Annotated in this window: 19 protein-coding genes; 1 reads left to right on the top strand and 18 read right to left on the bottom strand. The window is 35.4% G+C overall.

Going from position 1 to position 19,838, the window contains the following annotated elements:
* Position 1: 1 nt before the first annotated feature.
* From ACZYRN_RS04110 to ACZYRN_RS04045, 14 genes are all read right to left on the bottom strand, one after another.
* On the bottom strand, positions 2 to 4,873 hold the full coding sequence (locus ACZYRN_RS04110; protein ID WP_488910210.1) for a phage tail tape measure protein: 4,872 nt from the start codon (positions 4,871 to 4,873) through the stop codon (positions 2 to 4).
* A 343-nt stretch (positions 4,874 to 5,216) separates the two neighbouring features.
* Complete coding sequence (gpG, locus tag ACZYRN_RS04105; protein WP_488910209.1) at positions 5,217 to 5,579, bottom strand: phage tail assembly chaperone G; 363 nt, start codon at positions 5,577 to 5,579, stop codon at positions 5,217 to 5,219.
* 103 nt (positions 5,580 to 5,682) lie between these two features.
* The gene (locus ACZYRN_RS04100) at positions 5,683 to 6,264 is read right to left on the bottom strand and encodes a major tail protein (protein ID WP_488910208.1); all 582 of its coding nucleotides are present in this window, start codon (positions 6,262 to 6,264) and stop codon (positions 5,683 to 5,685) included.
* 60 nt (positions 6,265 to 6,324) lie between these two features.
* A complete protein-coding gene (locus tag ACZYRN_RS04095) occupies positions 6,325 to 6,660 on the bottom strand; it encodes a hypothetical protein (protein WP_488910207.1) in 336 nt (111 codons plus the stop codon).
* On the bottom strand, positions 6,657 to 7,019 hold the full coding sequence (locus ACZYRN_RS04090; protein WP_488910206.1) for an HK97-gp10 family putative phage morphogenesis protein: 363 nt from the start codon (positions 7,017 to 7,019) through the stop codon (positions 6,657 to 6,659). Before ACZYRN_RS04090 ends, ACZYRN_RS04095 begins: the two co-directional genes overlap by 4 nt.
* Positions 7,020 to 7,337 carry a phage head closure protein gene (locus ACZYRN_RS04085; protein ID WP_488910205.1) on the bottom strand — a complete coding sequence of 106 codons (318 nt, stop codon included), beginning with the start codon at positions 7,335 to 7,337 and terminating at the stop codon, positions 7,020 to 7,022.
* Positions 7,324 to 7,488, bottom strand: a complete 165-nt coding sequence (locus tag ACZYRN_RS04080; protein WP_488910204.1) for a hypothetical protein — start codon at positions 7,486 to 7,488, stop codon at positions 7,324 to 7,326. Before ACZYRN_RS04080 ends, ACZYRN_RS04085 begins: the two co-directional genes overlap by 14 nt.
* Entirely contained in the window at positions 7,478 to 7,756 is a 279-nt protein-coding gene (locus tag ACZYRN_RS04075; RefSeq protein WP_488910203.1) for a head-tail connector protein, read from the bottom strand. Before ACZYRN_RS04075 ends, ACZYRN_RS04080 begins: the two co-directional genes overlap by 11 nt.
* A gap of 12 nt (positions 7,757 to 7,768) precedes the next feature.
* The gene (locus ACZYRN_RS04070) at positions 7,769 to 8,887 is read right to left on the bottom strand and encodes a phage major capsid protein (RefSeq protein ID WP_488910202.1); all 1,119 of its coding nucleotides are present in this window, start codon (positions 8,885 to 8,887) and stop codon (positions 7,769 to 7,771) included.
* A 54-nt stretch (positions 8,888 to 8,941) separates the two neighbouring features.
* Complete coding sequence (locus ACZYRN_RS04065) at positions 8,942 to 9,535, bottom strand: HK97 family phage prohead protease (RefSeq protein WP_488910201.1); 594 nt, start codon at positions 9,533 to 9,535, stop codon at positions 8,942 to 8,944.
* The gene (locus ACZYRN_RS04060) at positions 9,522 to 10,769 is read right to left on the bottom strand and encodes a phage portal protein (RefSeq protein WP_488910200.1); all 1,248 of its coding nucleotides are present in this window, start codon (positions 10,767 to 10,769) and stop codon (positions 9,522 to 9,524) included. Before ACZYRN_RS04060 ends, ACZYRN_RS04065 begins: the two co-directional genes overlap by 14 nt.
* A 183-nt stretch (positions 10,770 to 10,952) precedes the next feature.
* Positions 10,953 to 12,665: a terminase large subunit gene (locus ACZYRN_RS04055; RefSeq protein WP_488910199.1), complete on the bottom strand. Its 1,713-nt coding sequence runs from the start codon at positions 12,663 to 12,665 to the stop codon at positions 10,953 to 10,955.
* Complete coding sequence (locus ACZYRN_RS04050; RefSeq protein ID WP_488910543.1) at positions 12,662 to 13,165, bottom strand: phage terminase small subunit P27 family; 504 nt, start codon at positions 13,163 to 13,165, stop codon at positions 12,662 to 12,664. The genes ACZYRN_RS04055 and ACZYRN_RS04050 overlap by 4 nt, the downstream gene beginning before the upstream one ends.
* A gap of 279 nt (positions 13,166 to 13,444) precedes the next feature.
* Entirely contained in the window at positions 13,445 to 13,825 is a 381-nt protein-coding gene (locus ACZYRN_RS04045) for an HNH endonuclease (protein WP_488910198.1), read from the bottom strand.
* A gap of 91 nt (positions 13,826 to 13,916) precedes the next feature.
* Between ACZYRN_RS04045 and ACZYRN_RS04040 the strand changes: the two genes are divergently transcribed.
* Positions 13,917 to 14,090 carry a hypothetical protein gene (locus ACZYRN_RS04040; RefSeq protein WP_488910196.1) on the top strand — a complete coding sequence of 58 codons (174 nt, stop codon included), beginning with the start codon at positions 13,917 to 13,919 and terminating at the stop codon, positions 14,088 to 14,090.
* Positions 14,091 to 14,208: 118 nt separating this feature from the next.
* Here the strand turns inward: ACZYRN_RS04040 and ACZYRN_RS04035 are convergent, their stop codons facing one another.
* The 4 genes from ACZYRN_RS04035 to ACZYRN_RS04020 form a co-directional block, all read right to left on the bottom strand.
* Positions 14,209 to 15,231, bottom strand: a complete 1,023-nt coding sequence (locus ACZYRN_RS04035) for a hypothetical protein (protein WP_488910195.1) — start codon at positions 15,229 to 15,231, stop codon at positions 14,209 to 14,211.
* 457 nt (positions 15,232 to 15,688) lie between these two features.
* Entirely contained in the window at positions 15,689 to 16,237 is a 549-nt protein-coding gene (locus ACZYRN_RS04030) for an HNH endonuclease (protein WP_488910194.1), read from the bottom strand.
* A gap of 343 nt (positions 16,238 to 16,580) precedes the next feature.
* Positions 16,581 to 16,760 carry a helix-turn-helix domain-containing protein gene (locus ACZYRN_RS04025; RefSeq protein ID WP_488910193.1) on the bottom strand — a complete coding sequence of 60 codons (180 nt, stop codon included), beginning with the start codon at positions 16,758 to 16,760 and terminating at the stop codon, positions 16,581 to 16,583.
* Between the two features lie 198 nt (positions 16,761 to 16,958).
* Positions 16,959 to 19,718: a hypothetical protein gene (locus tag ACZYRN_RS04020; protein WP_488910192.1), complete on the bottom strand. Its 2,760-nt coding sequence runs from the start codon at positions 19,716 to 19,718 to the stop codon at positions 16,959 to 16,961.
* Positions 19,719 to 19,838 lie beyond the last annotated feature (120 nt).

Genomic DNA, 19,838 nt, shown 5'->3' with positions numbered 1-19,838 from the left:
CTTACACTCCTTGCATCATCATTCTAATATTAGTGCGTTTTGATAGTCCATTTTCAATCAAATCAAGCATCTGATTTACATCTGCTTCTGAAGCTGATCCTGAATAATTCAATGTCACATTAATATTTTGTGTGTTACTATTGTTTGAAGATGGAATATTACCTCCACCAAATGACGGAATATTATTGAAAGAAGGTACTTTAAACGCACCAATAATGTTACCTACCTTTTCCCACAAATCTAAGGCAATTCCACGTTTACTTAGAGATAATGGAATAATACCTTCATCACCTGCTTCGCCAACTAATCCTAAATGCGGACTTGTGACGATTCCCCCGTTTGCGTAAGGCTTATAACTTCCACCTCTTGCGATACTTTTTAAGCCAGGATGTTTAGCAATGCCGCCATAACGCTTATCAAGATAACGAATGGCTGCTATCCCATTATGTACTGGATTTAAGATGTTTCCATAACCTGATAACGCATTTGATCTGAATGTGTCAGGTATAGTGTGCATAAGTCCCTGTGAAGGTTGTCCCTTATCTGCGTTGCTATCCCAATTGTTAATCCAATCACGATTATATTTACTTTCGTAATAAGCAACCGTCATTAATTCATCTAGGAAATCTTGACTTTTACCTGTTGCGGCTAATGATTTTGCTAACCAACCTTTTGCTCTAATTGGCCCATAACCATAACCACCGCCACCGCCTGTTGCTGAATCTTTTACGCCACCAAGAATAGGGAATGTACCGTTACCTGCACTACCACCGCCACCTGAAATAACTGGTGATGATGCTTTAAAATCTGCATGTACATGATCCGTATGTGGGTTTCTTCCAGTGTAAGCTCTCCATCCTCCACCTGCTGATGAAATTTTTCTGTTATAAATAACGTATTGAATATTCTGAGCAGATTTTCTTAGAAATTCAGCAATTTGAGACATAGTTGAATGACTGCCGCCAATATCAAATGCTCTACCGTATGCGTGCATAGATTTCACACTAGCATTACCAACTATGCCACGATCTGCGAAACCACCCATAAAATGAGTTTTACCAAATCGCTCTTTTACTTGGTTATACCAGTATTCAACGTATTTCATCATACCGCCCATACCTGCACCACGACCTACTTTATGTGGGTCTTTTTCCATTTCACCAGTAAATCCATCGCCAACAAAAACAGATGCTAATTTCTCTTTAATGAAATCCAATGATTTATCTTTTACATGGCTCAATCCACCTTTGGCAATGTCACCGTATGTACCTTTTAAATCAATTTTCGGAACATATTTAGTGTACAATTTGTCTAATAAATCTTTCGGCTTATCTAAGAAGCTAAAGAAGTCACCAATACCATCCTCGTACTTAGGTATACTTGATAGTAATTTACTTGTCTTATCACCTGATAATACAGATGTACCTTTAGGCAGATTAAGTATCTGATTTCTTCCACTTGCCATTCCGATTTTACCGTCAGGAGTATGGATTAATTCTTGATAGTTGCTACCTGCTCCATCATTGACCATTGCAAGACCGCCTGCATGAGAATGTGTACCTTTCGCATACTTAGGTATTTTCCATGAATCAATTTTCTTAACATTGATCTTACCTAAAACCCAGTTTAGACCGTCAATTGCACCATTTAATCCTTTACCAATTCCTGATACAAGTTTATTCACCATTGAATTTACGCCTGTTATTACGCCACCTGCCATAGCAGAAATACCGTCTGAAATACGTTTTGGTAATGCTTTTGCTCCACCAACAATGTCATCCCATAATTTTTTCGTTGAAGACTTAATATTGCCGACAAGTGTTTCAACTTTTGTTTTAGCTGTATTGAATGCACCAATTATGTTATCTTTTACATTGTTTACTCTATTTGTAATTTCTGTACGAATAGAAGTGAATGCGTTCATCAGATTTGTTTTCAATGTGTTTATGGTTGATTCAACTTTTGATTTTGCATTATTAAATGCCGTTTCAATATTAGTACGAATGGCATTTACTCGGTTAGTGATTTCTTTCTTTGTATTTTCCCATAGGGTCATTAAGAAGGATTTAATACCATTGTAAATACTTTCCGTCTTTCTCTTGACTTCATCCCATTTTTTACTAACGTCTACAACCATATTTCCGATTGATCTAATTACAAAATTAACGATTTCAGGTATCGTTTTAGTGAAGAAAGTTTTGAGACCATTAATGATACCTTCTACATCTGTTTTCAAATCTTTAAATTTCAATACTGCGTTGTTTTTCATTTCCGTTGCTTTTGCTACAACATCAGTCTTCATCATGTCCCATTTAGATTTAACTTGTCCAGTTGTCCAATCGACTTCTGCTACATGTTCACCTGCTTGGGCTTTTGCTTCTTTGACAACTTCAGTATGAGTTTCTTTTGCTTTGGTAATTGAACCGTCACGTTGCTTTTGGGCTTCTGCAATCATCTTGTCTGCTTGTTGAGTAGTAATGATACCTGACTCATCACGCATCCGAATAATTTCTGCCATTGTTTTGTTATACTGATCGTTTGCTTCTTTTACTGCGCCATCTTTTTGCTTAACAGAGTTCGCAACGGCTTCTGCGGCTTGCAATGCAGTTATTTTACCTGATTCTGTTTTTAACCGTTCAAGGATTACCTTTTGTTCAGTTTCAGATTTTGACATTGTTACAACGGCAGTAGTTTTCATTCTGTCTTGAATGGCTGCTATTTCTTTTTCTTCTGCTTCAGTGATACCACGTTTATTATTTTTTGCATTCGTAAGAATCTGCTCAATGCGTACCTGACCATCGGTTATAGCTTGCGCCTGTGCTTCATTATTTTTAGTTTGTTTTTCAATTATTGCGGCTTCTTCTGCCTGTGTGAGTGCGTTAGAATCAGCAAAATATTTCGTTGTTTTCTCTAGTTGTTTTGCATGTTGTTTGTCCATTTCAGCTAAAATTGTATCAGTCATCTTTTGATGATTTGCTGTAATTTTCTCTACTTCACTTGCTGTAACAACACCAATACCAATCATTGATACTTTGGCTTTTGATTCTAAATCAAGATAACCTTGAACTGCTTTTTGAGTTGATTTTGATACTTTATCACCAAAACCTTCTACTTCAATTGCAGGTTTCTTCATCTCTTTCGTTACTTTAACGGCAGCAATACCAATAAGAGCAAGTCCACCTACTATTAAGCCAACTGGCCCTGTAAATGCAAGCATACCTAACCTTATTGCTGAAAATGCTGATTTCAGCTTACCTAAAACGGCGATTGTAGGTGCTACTGCTGTAACTATCGAACCGATTGCTGAAACTATTGTTCCAATTACAATCAATAGTGGGCCAATTGCCGCCCCAATTAAACCGAAAACAACGGCTAATTGTTGTGAAACAGGAGACATACCTTCAAATTTATCTGATACTTTTGTGATAATAGATTCAACTTTAGGTAGAACTGCATCTGCCATATCAAGCAATACCTCACCTAATGGCAATAATGCCGCCTGAGCCTTACGTAATGTCACCTGTAACTTCTCACTAAACGTCTTTTCTACTGCTTTTCTTGCGTTATCAGCCGCACCTTTAACATTATCAAATTCGCCTGTCGTTGTGCCTAATGCTGTGACAACATCGGATTCTAGGTCTTCAAATTGCGTACCGAACAGTTGTACGCCAATCGTATTCCTCTTAATTGGGTCTTCAATTTTGCCTAATTCACCAACTACTTGTTTAAATGCTTCCTGTGCGCCTTTACCTCCACCTGCTAATTTTTTAGACATTTCTCCTGCATTGAAACCTAATGCTGTAAATGCTTCGGCTGTTCCTTCTGATCCGTCTTTTGCACGAATATTAAATTCTTTTACGGCATCCCCAACTTTATCCATCGAAAATGCACCTGCATCTGCTCCTGCTTGAAGGGTATTAAAGAACTCACTTCCACTGAATCTCAATGCTTTAAATTGAGGTGAATATTCTTGGAGAGTATCAAGGAAATCCCCATTTTTATTCAGATTACTTTGCATACCTTTCGCAATGCTATCGAATGCTTCTTCACTTGTCATGCCAAAATCTTTCATCAATTGATTGGCTGATCGAGTAACCTCATTCATGTCTAAATCAAATGCTTCTGAAACAGATAGAGCCGCCTTTGCCGTATCTTCTAATTTTGATGGGTCAATCTCCGTCATGTTCTTAGATACAGTCGCTAAATTACCTGCTACTTCATCAATACTTTCACCGAAACCTTGTTTCCATAAATTAGTTGCTGTACCATTCAATTCTTTAGCTTCTGCGGCTGTCAATCCTAATTGTGCTTGAATTTTACCTGCTGATGAGTCAAAATCAGAGGCAGTTTTCAATGCGGCAACACCTAAACCTACTAGTGGTGCGGTAACACCTGCTGTCATTCCAGAGCCAACGTCTTTCATTCTGCCGCCAACTTCTTGCATCCGTTCTCCTGCTTCTCCAACTCGGTTACTAAGTTGCAACCAATGATCTTCAGCATCAGTAATCCGTCTATTTAACCCTTCTAAAGTTCTACTTGTGCGATCCATTGTAGCCTGTGCATTGTTATATCTCACCAACATATTTTGTGCTTCTGCTGAGTTTTCACCATGCGCCTGTGCTAATCTGTGATATTCTTGCCCCAATTGGCTTACTCTCGTTCTTTGTGCTTGAAATGTTCTAGTTAGAATTTCACTTCTCTGTCTCATACCTGATAAAGAAGTATCAAAATCCTCATTTGCTGCTCTAGCTGCACTCATTTCAGAGTTTAATCCTCTTAGTTGTCGGTTTATAGACTGCATTCCCTGTGTAAAATCAGCACTATTTAAGTCAAGATTGACTCGTAATGCGCCTACTTGTGCCTGTCCTGCCATTCAACTTCCTCCTTTCCTAAAGTGACTAACCAATAACCCAAATTGCAAAAAAAGGTGATATATCTGTTTAACATCTGCTTATTACATACTTAATTAGGTATAAGTAGATGTTAAACAGATGTTAAATAGATATATCACCTAATTAAACATGTGGATTATAATATTTGGTCAATAAAGCCTTTTACTTCTTTATTATTTTTATTTGTTTTCGTATCCATTACTTCAAAGAAGAATAGGTAATCCATATCATCAATTTCATTCATTCTCCATCCACTATCCAACAGTGAACGATACATTTTTTTTATGTCATCGTACTGTTCTTCTACTGTTTTTGGAGGTTTTGTTACTTTCCCTTGTTTGCGGGATGATCTTCTTTAGCTTGATTTTTTACTGATTCTCCTGCTGATGCTTCTACAATCTTCTGAATGATGCCAACAAATTCACTGACATCAATATGTTCATAAAGTTCGTTAATATCGAACTGATTGTTAAAAGCAGTACAAATAAGCATAGCCATTTCATCAGTATCATCAGGTGTTTCCATACGACTTACACCTTTCACTTCAAGTTCTAAATATCTACGATAAACTACCATCTTTGGATTTGGTGCGGCATAAATTTTCTTTTCAACTTTTTCTACGAAATCAATCTCACCGTTTACTTCTACTTCTTCAATAACTTCTTTTTTAAATTCAATTTTGATCATTATAATAATCTCCTTTTTCTTATGTATTATTTTTCTAGTAGCTCACTAAATTAATCAATATAAAAGGGCAGCCGTAATGACTACCCTCATGTTTTAAATATTATTAAACTGTTGGTGTTTCAGATGGTGAGTATACTGCTGTGAAGAATGAAGTAATTGCAGGTGCAGATACTCCCTCATCACCTGTATTAATTGAAACTTCCCATTTACCATCAAAATCACGTTGAATGAATTTAGCAGAAAGTGATTTCGTTTGAAATTCTACTGAATCAGATTGCGTTGCGAATGAGTTAGCTCCTACTTGGAATTTACCTTTAAGCAACCATACCAATTTCTCGCTGCCGTCTGAATTATCCGAACGGAAACCTACTGCAACGTAAGGTGCTTCATCAGTTGAGCCTTTTACTAGAACACCATTAGCATCTACATGATGACCAAGTAGTGTTGCCTGATCTTCAGTTGGAATATCAGAAATACCTACTTCAAATTCAATTTCACCTGTTTTAGTCGCTACCGCATATGCACGATCATCTGCATAATGAGTTGTACTGTTGCTTGAAGGTGTAATACTTGCCTCTGTAATACCTGCGATTGATTTTACTTCACCATAAACTGCTCCTACTTCACTATCACTTGTTAATACACTGTATACGAAATTTTTTAATCCTACTGTAATTGCTGACATTTTAAATTATCTCCTTTAGATTTAAGTTTTTGTTTAATGCTTGTCCATAAAAAATAGCCATCACAATTGATGACTTTCCGAATAGTTGAACCTCAATATTTTTCTGTTTATTTCTGTGTTCTCTTCAAAACCATCCATGACCAGTGTGCGTTTAAATCCTGCTTCTTTCATTAGTGCTTTCACACTATTAGTCAAAGCTGATAAAGAGCCATCTGACCATAAATCAACTTGAATACTATGTGCTGTTTGGATTTCCTCATTATCTGCGAATGCCGTTCCTCTTTCATTAAAGATAAAGAAGGTTATGTACGACTTTTCTACACCTTTATACCGTTGAAATGCGACTGGAACACCTGTTAATTTAAGCGTATCGTTTACTAATTTCTGTACACTCATGTTATGCCCAACTCACTTTTCAACTTATCTGACATGACAGTTTGTAAATTGTCTTTTTCTCTGTCAAATGTAGGCTGCACCACTGGATTTGCTGATAGATTTCTTGTACCAAACTCCTGAAACATCATGTAAAAATGTTCAGGTGCATAACCAACTACCCTGCCATCTGCTGTTTTCTCAATGTTTACATTATCAGCCGCATGTGCGTGATTAATGTTTGAACGTCTTGTATTATCAGCTATTTTTTGTTGTATATACGCCGCCCCTGCATCTAACGCTTTCTCTTTAGCTTGTTCAACGTTCGCCATGCCTGAAATTTCATTAAGCAACGCCTCCATTCCCGTAAACTGAATCGCCACTTAGACCAACTCCTTTCCAACAATGGTTAGAGTTTTATTTAATTCATCATCATTAATAACTGAGAGAATGGAGAATAACCTACTCTTGTATTCAATGAGCAAATCAGGAGTTATATCAGTCGTATATCGAATGACAAAACGAATAGTAACTTCATTCTGAGTAGCGTTTGCCTCTTGAAATTCCTTACCTGTCATTGTTTTCACCATACACCATACGATTTTAACTGTTTCTAATTCAGCAACATTGTATCCTTCATCATCGGTTGTCGTTACTTCTCTGTAAAACTCGATTCTTTTATTAAACTTACTCGAATTCATCTTTCTTCACCGTCTTTTTGACTGCCTTTTCAAGATAACCAAGATCAATCAATTCTTTACCTCGTGAAGTATTAGCTTCATATTCTGAACCTGCTTCGTGTTTTACGCTTGTTTCTTTATCAATAAAGTCTTTCAATACCTTATATTTCACTTGTTCCACCTCCGTACTTCATCTGAAATAGAATACTTTCAAATGAGTAAGCTAATTTATCTGCTTTTCCAACAGCTTCTCTATTCTCATACCAATGAGCAATTAAAATTAATATTGCCAATCTATGTAGATCATTCAATTCATCTACAACGTAACCAATGGCATTTTCAATATAAAGAATGGCCGCCTGTTTAAGAGAAGTAAGGGAAGTATCATCTGCTTCCCCATCCACTCTTAAATAATTTTTAATATCGGATAAATCCAACATTTATATCACTCCTTAAACGGCAGGTGTTACATCAATTTCAGCGTAAACGTAAGCATCTGCATCACCTTGTACAACATCAAAACGCTCAATGCAACGTGAAGTAGTTTGGTTTTTAGTGAAATTTGCTTCTTTAGAAAGAGCCACTTCATAAACGCCACGATCAAAGAATTTTACTCCATCTTTAAGTGAACCGATGAAAATACCTGCTTTATTTGCAACTGATGGTAATTCTTTATTAGAGAATACATGTACAGGTAGACCAAACAATGTTTTAGCTGTTGCATTTGTTGGGTCTGGTTGCAATAGTGGACGGCCAGTTGTATCATCCATTTCATCCAATTTAGCGTAAGCATCTTGGTTCATTGCGATAACTGAAGCGTCTTTGATTGCAGGATCAAGGTCAATGTTAACGATATTTTTAAGTGATGCTACATCTGTAACCACTTTCGCTACCTTACCTGTTTTCAAAGCAGCAAAGATTTTAGCATTTTCTGTTTTAACAGCTTTCTTTGCAAATGTGCTTGTGATATAACCAAGTAAATTCGCTGCTTCATCTTGTAGCAATGAATTTGAAATTGGTGTAATTGCACCATAGTTCTTAATTGCATACTCAATATTTTTGAATGTTGGAGTCTGTTCAGCAAGACCAGTATTATCCTCATCAAAATTAATCAATTGAGTTACGTTCGCCAGTTCTTCAATGACGAATGAACCTTTTTCTGTTCCAGTTGGAATAACTTCAACTAATTCTTTTGCTGATTTATACTGGCGTTTCAATTCACCGATACTATTAGAAATTTCTTTTGGTACTAGATAACCACCTTGAGTATCCACACTTGCTTGTACAAGCGCACGTTCTTCTTCATTCAATGCTCCACCTTTAATTGCTTTAACAAATACATCACGAACTTCAACTTTACCCATTTCTACTACTCCCCGTTTCTCAATTTTAGTTTCTACTTCACGTTCTTCTTGTTTATCCAACTCTTCTTGTAGAGAAATCTTTTTCTCCAATGCACGTACTTCTTCCATTTTGACTTCTGCTTCTTCTACTTTGTTTTCACCTAATAGCGCACGAACTTCTTCTTTAACACCTGTCAATTGCTGTTTCATTTCGTCTGTAATTTTCATTCTCTTTCTATCTCCTTTATAATTTTAATTTTTAGTGCAAAATAAAAAGAACTGTTAATTTAATTCCAGTTCAATCATCAATTTCCGTTTTAATTTGTCGTTTCTTTCTTTTTTATGTACTTCTTCTTTCCAGTTATCTATGCTTCTTTGAGCCACATCAAATCCTGAATCTAAATAAGCAGGATTCAATACTAAACTGACTTCTAATAAATCAACATCAAGTAATGTTCTATGTGCTACACCGTCAACCATATCAATTTTATCTTCGTTTACCACGAATCCAAAAGACATTCCTCTAATTTCATTAGCATTAATAAGCTGTAACATATCTTTTGCATAATATAATTCCATGTTTGGCTTTAGCGAAAATCTCAATCCTGTTTCATCTTCCCAAAGTTTTAATGTTCCATTTGATGTTCTACCTAATGGTCTGCCTGATTCATGGTTATACAAAGCTGGAATATCTTGATTTTCCTTTAATGAACGGGTAAATGCACCCGTTGTTACTTTTTCAAAGAACCCCATGAACTGTGACGGCTTATCAAATTTATTTACATAACCATCAATGACAATTTCATTACTTGTTTCATCGTTTCTAGTTTCAATCCCACCAAGATCAAAATTTCTAATCTCCTTATTCTTCTCCATCTACATCACCCCCTTTCGGTGAAGGTAGTTTATCATTGTAGGCCGCACCAACATTTTGTAAGTTGACCATTGATCCATTTACGATTAATTCATCTCCACCTGCAACAATCGGCATATCTTCCTTCTGTCTAATCTCATTTGCTGTCAAGAAACCACCTGATAAACCAAGATTGTACGCTTCATAACGTGTTTTAATATCCGCACGTAGCATTGAATCAACATTAAATTTGAAGAAGAATCCTTTTTGCACCTCAAGTGAAGTTAAAAGTTTATACGTTAATTCCTGTTCGAGTCCTGTTAGCGTTGACTGTAATGTTTCTACGTAAAATTCACGCTGCTGTGATTCAATATTTGCGTATGTAGAGTTGTCTAATTGATTCAATGAACCCATTTTTACACCGAATGCGGCTGCTATTTGTTGAATCGTTAGCCTGTTGATCTCTAAAAACTGAGCATCTGCCATTGATGTATTCATTGTTTTCATGTCAAATCCTAATGGTAAAGGAAGAATCTTATGTGCATTCTGTACACCTGCCGCCATACGTTCAAAACGATCAACCATTGCTCTTTCTGCTTCCTGTGAAATGTCACCTGTGTAACTTAATATTGCAGAAGAGAATAATCCCTGTTTGTAGAATTTATTAATAAAGTTGCTCCCCGATTGTGCGCTTTCTACAAGTGTACTCAGGTAATCTTTGATCGCCATTCCTTGAATACCATTCTTAGTCATCCCCATAAAGTGTAAAACTTCATTATGTTTAATTTTAATTTCACCTTTTGCCGTTTTGTAAATGTACCAAATAGCGTTTTCTTGACCAATAATCCCCTTATCATCAATCCAAATTTCAACGTTATTCATGTCTAATGGATAGAGTGCTTTCACTTTTCCTGTACGTTCTGTCTCAATATATACAACTGAGTGTCCGTAATAATTGCGGTTAAATTCAACCACTTTCCAAAACGTTGAAGAAGACATTAGAGGATTTGGCCGCAATTTCAATAATGTATACAAGTAATGTTCTGTTGCTTTTGTTATTCCATCGTTCGCTTCCTGATACAACTTTAAAGGTAATTTACTAACTGCTTCAGATAAGATACGTAAACATGAATATACAGTTGCTTCTGTCGCTTTATCACTTTTATTTCCATCTGCTGTGATACCTAGTATATTGCTGAATGACGGATCGTTTAACGATACAACTTCTCTTTTCTCACTTCTTCTAAATAGAGCCATTTATTTGTTCTCACCTCCCTCTATTCATTGGATTTATTGCAAAATAAACACCGTATGCAACGCAAAAAAGCCCTATTGCATAGATACCTGCCACCACACTAATAAGAAATGTAGCCAAACAGATAAGCAATGTGCCTATGATTATGAGGAAATCCTCAATATATTTAGTTATTATTTTCATTTTCACCATCCCAATTTATCCAAATAAGCATCAGTTATATATTTATTTAGGTCTTTCTTGTATTCATGATTGGCTGCCATGACATATGCAGTCATAATAGAAGCAACTGGATCAATTCTCTCCGTTGATTTTGATTTATCTAACATGAAATTACCTGCATGATCTACCTTAGTAATCGCATTACTCATCGCCCACTGAATCAAAGGATCGTTCTCATGTACAATTTCCCCTTTAAATACTTTATCCCTGAAATCCTTTGTGGCAGGTGCTAATGTTTTCATACCCTGTATTACCTTGACCATTTTAAAACCTGCATCTGTCATCTCATTTGTGAATTGTGAAGCATTCCAGTCATCAAACAGAACAGCAATAACAGTCCAGTTATTTTCTTTTACAATATCCTCTATGTACTTCTGAACAAACCGATAATCAACGACTGCATCAGGTGTAGTAGAAATCCATCCCTGTTCAACCCATAATTTATACGGTACTTTATCTGATTTTACATGTGATTGTAGTGCTTCTTCAGGTAAAAAGGAGTGTCCTTTTACAAATAATTTTCCATCGGCTTGCGGAATTAAGAAGGCTACACTCGTTAGATCGAGCGTACTGGACAGGTCAATTCCAATATAAACTTCCTTATTCTTTAAATCAGGTGATTCATCAGTACGGCAGCCGCAAGCATTCCAACGTTTTAAATCCATGTAACTGCTTTTCTTACCTTGAACCCATATGTTTAGATTCTTAGTCATAAACTCATTCATCTTTTCAGGTTGATCTAATGCTATTTTAAAACGGCTCCTCAAATCTTCCATACCATCATCATACGTAGCGACTATCGGATTTGCTTTAATCCAATTGCGCTCATCCTTAATATCATCGCCCTCATCTAACTCGCAAATTAAAATAAAATAATCGTCATTCTCAATTGAATTAGCTGGATCAAGTATCTTTGAACAATACTGATATTCTCGATAGCAAGGAACATTCAAATCTAATCCTGCGGTGGTGATCACAACGATCAAAGCATTCTGTCTACCTACCATACCTGAAGACAATACATTATAAATCTCGTCTGTTTCATGAGCATGGTACTCATCAATAATAGCCAATGATGGAAATTTCCCATCCCCAGTCTTTCTTGCTTCCTTAGATAATGGTTGAATAATTGAACCACTTCTCAAATGAGTTGTAATCCCGTAACTGGTTGTGTATTTGCCTTTTAGTATTTTAACTTCGTTTATCTGATCCAACATCTGCTGATACACAATTTTAGATTGCTCTTTCGTGATACCTGCAATATAAATTTGCTGTTTCTCATTAGTTAAAAATCCAACGTATGAAGCTATGAGAGCCTGTAATTGCGACTTTGCTTGCTTCCGAGCCAGTTGAATATATGCCCGTTTAAATCTTCTCGTGTGCTTATCCTTGCGCTTCCATGAAAATATATTTGCCACAATAAATAATTGGAAATCAGTTAATTCAATAGCTTGTCCTGCCAGTATTCCCTCTTTATGTCTGAATGTTAAAGCCCAATCATTGAAGTCAATTAGCTCTTGTACATCAAAATAATATGGAAAATCTTCATCTTCTACTTTATCCATATCACCAAAGAAACGTTCACATGCCTGAATATGTTTCTTACAGGCCAATATCTTTCCTGAGACAATATCGTTTGCATAATCCCAAACACGTTCAATTAATTCTTTACTCACAAACGATCACTGAACTTATTGTCATCATCACTTTCATCTGCTTGTAGGTTAATCGCCAATCTTGCACGAGCAGTAGGTGACATCCCAAAATCAGAAGCTATTTTATTCATCTGGTCAAATAATGCTTTCTTCTTTGTGAGTAATGGATGAGGAACACGATTAGTTTCTTTTGCTTTATTTGTATGCTCCATCATTAACCCTTCTTCTTTAATGATATTTGAACACTCAATATAATCCGCCAAAGCGTCACAATACATTGACATTAAATACACATCGACATTTGCAAGAATCTCATTGTGTTCATACTCTTTGATAAGCTTTTTAAACAGCCGTTTACCTTCAACCGAAAGCCACGATGGAGGTTTAATATTATCTGATTTAAACTGAATTGATTCTTCTGCTTTTTGTCGCTGCTCAATTTCTTTTTTAGTCAGGTGTGACTTATTATCATTAATAAGGTGCAGGTGTGTAGGCATTGCTTTTCTTACCATTGTAAACATCTCCTTTCTTGTGGAATAACCTTTTTTAGTATTAATATTAGTACTAATATTGACCCTGATTGGTTTCAAATACGAACTTTGTATTTTTTGTGCTCACTCGCCGGCTACTAAACTTTTAATTTTAAGTTTCCGACTATCCCCCGTTGTCTTATTTTTATTTTTCAAAATTTTATTTCCTGTTTTTCTAGACAATTTCTCTATTATTTTTTATTTTGTTATCTTGTTGAATCTAATCTAATCCATATCTGACTCACTGGATAGATTATTAATATATTATCTTTATTTATTACTATGTATTCTGTTGTGACAACTACGGCAGACCGTAATTAGATTACCTAAATCCAATCGTTTACTCCATCCTTCTTCTCCGTCTAGTAACTCCACAATGTGATGAACAATATCTCCTGCTGTAATCTTATTATCATCCTTCAAACACACCTGACACAATCCATTGTCACGTTTAAAGGCAACCTTTCTAACCTTTTTCCACTCCTTACTATCATAAAACTTATGTCTTTCATCCCTCACATACTTGTCGTAATACTTATTGCGCTCATACCGTTCCTGGTTTTCTTCATCCTTGTGCTTGTCACAATATTGTTCAAGTGTCAACTCATTGCAAGCAGTAATGCTGCATAGTTTAATTGGCTTCCTGGTCATTTAATTTTATATACTCCTTAACTAGTTATAGTGAATAAAGTTTGTAACTATTGCGTAGACTATCAATATCAAATCAAAGGAGGCATGCAACATGCAATTTAAAGAAGCTCTTGAACGTAAAAGAAAGTGGAATGAAAAAGGAAATCCACCGTGTGACCATTCATTAGAGAGGGAGTACTATGGAAGTGCGCATACTGGTGATTATGCTTGTACTACCTGTGGAGAAACTTTTTGGACACGAGAAGAAGCAAAGAAAAGTGTTTAATAAAGTACAGGCTGTAGGATTTATTTCTATAGCCTGATTTCTATTACACTTTGTAATACACAAACAGTCCGACTATACCTTTCTCAAAAATAAAAAAGCATCTATATAATAGATGCTTTTACAGATATCCTTTAAAGTTTTTATGTTCCATAAATAGATCGTATTCAACCTTTTTAATCGGCATAATACTTTTTTCCACTAAGTAAACATAATAATTCCATCTTTTTTGAAAATCTTTGTCATCTTTATTTTTATTAAATAAGTAGTCTTTACCATCTGCATAAGAAATAATAAACGTAATTAGGTCTAATAATAGTACAATCTTTAGAGCGTTATTTCTGCTATAAAACCTTTCACTGCCTGCAAGATGTGTAATATAGTTACGATTAAAATAATCCGATTCTTCGGCCTTATCAGTTGTATTAAAAAATACGTCATCACATATATCAATAAAACATCTGATATATTCGTCAAACAGGTAAGGGTGTTTCATAAGTGGTGTGTCTGGGTACTGCAATTCAGCTAATTTCCTGTATACTTTTTTCTTCTGAACCGGCTTGATAGATGTCGGATCATGTCCAATAAATTTAGAAAATATTCCTTCTATTACAGGAGTCAAAATCATCGTAACAGAAATAAAATCACATAGCATTAGTTGCATGTATGCTCTTTCAATTAAGTGTGAAAAATCTGATACATGTTTTGTTTTCATTATTACAGCAGTCATCATTAACGCTCTGTTAGCAGGTAGCATTATATTACCAGAAAGCATTTGACCAATTTTACTTTCATTTTCCGAGTCATCATCTAAATCATTTAACATTTGTTCAATTTGTCTAAATTCTTCATTCTTCATGAATTCCGATATTATACAATAACCATAACTCGATATTTTTCTATTAACCATGAACATATCGTATTGCAATTTACCGTGAAAATTTTCAATGTTATCTGGCTTTGGTATAAGACTACCTTTCAATTCTAGCATATTGATATGGTCAACAGTTTGCTTGTAAATTTGAATCAGTGCAGTTCCAAGTGATTGACATTTGAATTCTTTATTTAGAGTAGGAACTTCAACTTTAAACTGGTCACCTTGTTGGATGATGTTGATATTGTACCCCATAATGCTTCTGTCCATGAATTACTCCTTGTAGATTATTTATACTATTACTATATTCTACAATCTTTGACATTATACCTCTCCACCACCAACTATTTTACTATTTTCAAGGTAATTTGTGCTATAATACAAAAGAACCCTGTACTTGAAGAAGCAGGGAGGTGATAATTATGGCGAAAACGGCTAAAGGCAAGAAAATTGTCACTGTCAAACCTTACACACGCAAGGTTGGTGGGGAAACCATCAAGGTTAAACCTCACCGTCGTTCAACCCCTAACTAACATCTCCTGAGCCGTTTCAATCTCTCCAAAGAGACAGGGTTCACTCCTATCACAAATTTATTCCAATCCACTCATTAAGAAGAATGTAATTCACTTTATACTCCGTTATTTATTCCCTGCAATAATTATTGTTCAGGAGAGGACTCGGAAGTCACATCTCCCTGATCGGCAACATTATGTATGTATTCTATTCATCAAGCAATCTTTCTCAAAATCAATTTCTGTACCGTCTTTGAGCAGCATCCAAACTTATCAGCCATTTCATTATAGAAATCCATCTTATTAATTCTCTCACCATTTTCAGCTTTTAACTCTATGTATAAATAAAATTGATTAACAATCCATTCCTTTTGCTTATCTGTCAAATAAACTTTCTTACGCATATCATCTTTAACATCATCCGTAAATTGCTCAGACGGTTTATTAAGCAACTCTAAATTTTCAATACGATTATCTGAACCATCACGGTTTATGTGATTGACTTGATAACCTGTCTTGCTGTATAGCATTTTTTGCCCCCACATCGAATCAAATACAATCCAATGTAAGTATCTGTGTTCTAGCTTCCCTTCGTCATTCTTCAAATGCAATAGACAATAGCCATCAGCATTCACCTTAGTCGTCATCCATTTATTACTGATGAGACTATACACTCGTCCATTTCCCACATCGCAACGGTAATTACTAAATCCAGGCACAGGTGACAATCTACTCAATTCTTGTTTACTCAATTCGTTTTTCATGATTTATTCCTCCAGTTTATTTTCGTTCAATATGTATTTCTGACTATGTATTATTTTTATTTCTTTATGTAGTTTGACTTTCTCTAACTTTGACCAATAAAAAAAATTAACCAACTGTGTCTATCCATACTTCTTCATTCATACTTTTTCATCTCCCTCAGATTATTTTTAGTAATCCATGTCGGTGTCTCATGCGCCGCCCATTAATGGAGATATTGTAACTACCATTGACATTTTTCCATTGACCTGATAATATTTAGTTGAGATACTTTAATCTTTTTTAAATAAAAAAATAAAAACATTAAAACTTACACTTTCATTCATTCTTCCTCTCCAGTTGTACTTATTTGCTATGTATAAATTCAACTAATTTATCAACCTTATCTTTGCCCATTGATGCTTTATTATTGAAGAAAATACTGATCATTGCATTTGACACGCCAATGGCTTCTGCTAATTCAGTATTTTTAATTCCTTTTTTGTACTTTAAGATAAATAAATTTTCTCGTTCCTGTTTGCTCATTCTTTCTCACACCTCTCCATTAAAATGTTAAATGAAAAAAGGGCAATCACCTGACTGCCGATTCATCATAAACTGGAGGTTAAATAATGAAAGTTGGTCAAGAATCTCATTCTCTTCCATAAGGTAACCTTCGATGTACATAGAAACCCTTATGTGTCAAGGGTTTCCAGTATATGTGCGGACTTTTTGCGGACTTTTTCATGCTTTTTTGAATGTTTTTAAGAATACATCCTCATGATTCACATACAAAGCATTTAGCAGCTTGAGATTGCCTGTCGCTTCTCCCAAGTCCTTTAAGATGATGTACATAGTATCAGGCTTTATTTTCTTTTTTAAAACCTTCTCATTATAAGAATCAATAATATTCTGACTCTTAATGTCCCGTTCTTCTTCATCCTTGATTCTAGCGGCAAACTTTAATTCATTATTCATTTCCTCAATCAATGCTTCAACTGCTTCTTTCTGTTTGCTATTTGCATTTCTTGTTGGTACTTTCTCCAAGAATGTTTGAAACTCAATGTTTTCACGTTTCTCCGCAGGATCAAGATTACTCATTGCTTTAAACAGGTGATCCATCGGTGTTTCGTAGTATGAGACACGTTCTTTAATGGTTTTACTTTCACTGATGTAATTGAAGAACATTGGCTTTGTATGAATCACCTTTTTCTCCACTTTTCCTTCTTTGTCCTTCACTACCTCACCATTTTTATCTACTTTATCTACTTCAATCGTGTTCAATGTGTAATTGTTCACCACATGATTGATTTCTTCTTGCATATCAATGGCAGCCGTCTTCTTAGCCATATCAATAGCGATGCCTGATAATACAGTAGCCACATCCACTTTCTTCATTAGGTTTTCAATATCTTCTTCTTTCGCTCCGTTATTCAATTTATCCCAATACAGAGACATTACTTCTTGTCCCATGTTCACAATGCGCCCAATGTACCGTTGACTCATACTAAGTGAATTATCAATTTTAGCCATATCCTCATTGCTTAACACATAAGGAGTAGCATCACTTTTAACCTTATTGATACATACTCGATATTTAGCGCATCTTTCTTTCGCAACGGCGACCAGTTCAGGTGTATCCAAGAATAATGCCGTATCACTGTCATAATCTGCACCTGATAATTTATCAAGTATCGGAAAATCAATCGCATTCACAACAACGATATTAGCACTAAGATTGAAATACTTTGCGATTTCCTCATTAAATGTATTCTTAGCAACCAATACATTTGAAGGTGACGTATGCGGATTACGGAAACCAACTAATTCAGTTTCCCAATTAAACAACGATGTGTATACTTCATTGTCTTTCAACACCTGTACATTCTCTTTATCAACTGTAAGATCATCGTTCAGCTTACCGATTGCATGATACAAAAACTCCACTGGATTGCCTAAAAGTACGGCATAATCACCATTTAGACGTAGCTTGCCTTTCTTCACATGAGTCACGTATTTATTAATATCTGATTTACGTTGATCACGAAATACTTGAGAATATGCGAAACCATTGTTTTGTTTATAGATGGCAGCCAACATTTTATTACTATTCATTGCCGTTGCTGTTTCAAGAAGATAATTCACATATGTATCATCATCGTTCTTTAATTTCTCGATGTATGCTTGCTCATATGCGCTCAAATCAGCAATTTCATCACTTGTTAATGGCATACTGTTCAACATCTGATACGATGTTTGCTGTAAGATGTTACCCATTTCATCAATGCCACGCTTCGATTTCTTCTCATTCTTACAGACACCGAATACTGCGCCCTCTGATTCAACTAATTGCTTCCAGTAATTAAACATGTGCTTTTTACGATCAGCTTCTTCTACATCTGTGAATACATGTGCAAATTTCAATGATTTTACGGATGAAGGAGTGGTAATCATGTGAATGTCTTTAGCAAGCATCTTTTGACCAAACATATCTTCAATTTCCCATTCATCATAATTAATTCCTTCAGGGCAGTTATCCATTAAGAATGCCTGAATGTTTGTATTGAATGCGGCTGATTTAAACATGTGTTGCCGCAGTAACATCATTGATTTACCTTCTGGAAAGTAAGATGATTCAAGTAATGCTTCTCCATCAAACAATGAATTGCTCACTTCAACTTCTTCCTTGAAGCTGTCTAGTAATCTATCCTTGCCTTTTCTCACTACGCTACACACCTGATTGAATTTGCTGTCTAAATCATCAACCATGAGGATGTTATTTGGATGAATTTGAATCGTGCTTTCCAATGATGAGCCAACTAATGATTCATACGCTAATAATGAAGCAAGATCAACTTTCTTCCCTTTCTTAAATGGCAATCCCATACGTGACCACTTAATCATCTTCTTGTACAATGACTTCTTAATGAATAGACATTGGCCTGTGCGTGATTTAGATGATGAACGCTTGTACACCATATAATCAGTTGATGATTTAATCTCACCTGTATCATAATCCACATCTGTAATCGTGAATCCATTTGCATATAAATTCTCACGCAATTCATCACTGGATACTTCATTCCACTTGGCCGCACCTGATTCAGTTTCTAATTGTTCTTTGAATGCTTTGTATTTCGATAGAGCAGCCAGTAACTCATCAATTAACTTCTTGACTGCATCCTTATCATTCAAATCACATACAGCTAATTTATCTTCTACTTTATCAATCTTCTCATTCAAGACACCTAAAATGTAATCGCCACTTTTGACTTTTGTATTGAATTTGACATTAATCACATCAATGGATAGGTCTTTGTTTGGTTGACGCTGTGATTTAATATTCTTCAATCCAACTTCTTTCAACTTCATCAACTCTAATGAATACGGAATCATACCAAGAAACTCCCTCTTGATGAGATTACCTCTTGATTCATGCTCATGAATTACACTTGCTTCCAAAGACATAATGTATACAGGTTTGTTATTAGTTTGATTTTTCATAATTTATAATTCCTCCAGATATTTTTTTAATTTGTGATTCATCCAATATGTAAATAAAAGATGATGTGAGACAGTGTGCTGTCGAACCAGATGTGAGAAAAGCGTAGCGATCTCATCATC

The sequence above is a fragment of the Domibacillus sp. F004 genome (genome assembly GCF_057814295.1).
The sequence above is the reverse complement of the archived record's forward strand: the minus strand, read 5'-3'. Positions and strand labels throughout refer to the sequence as shown.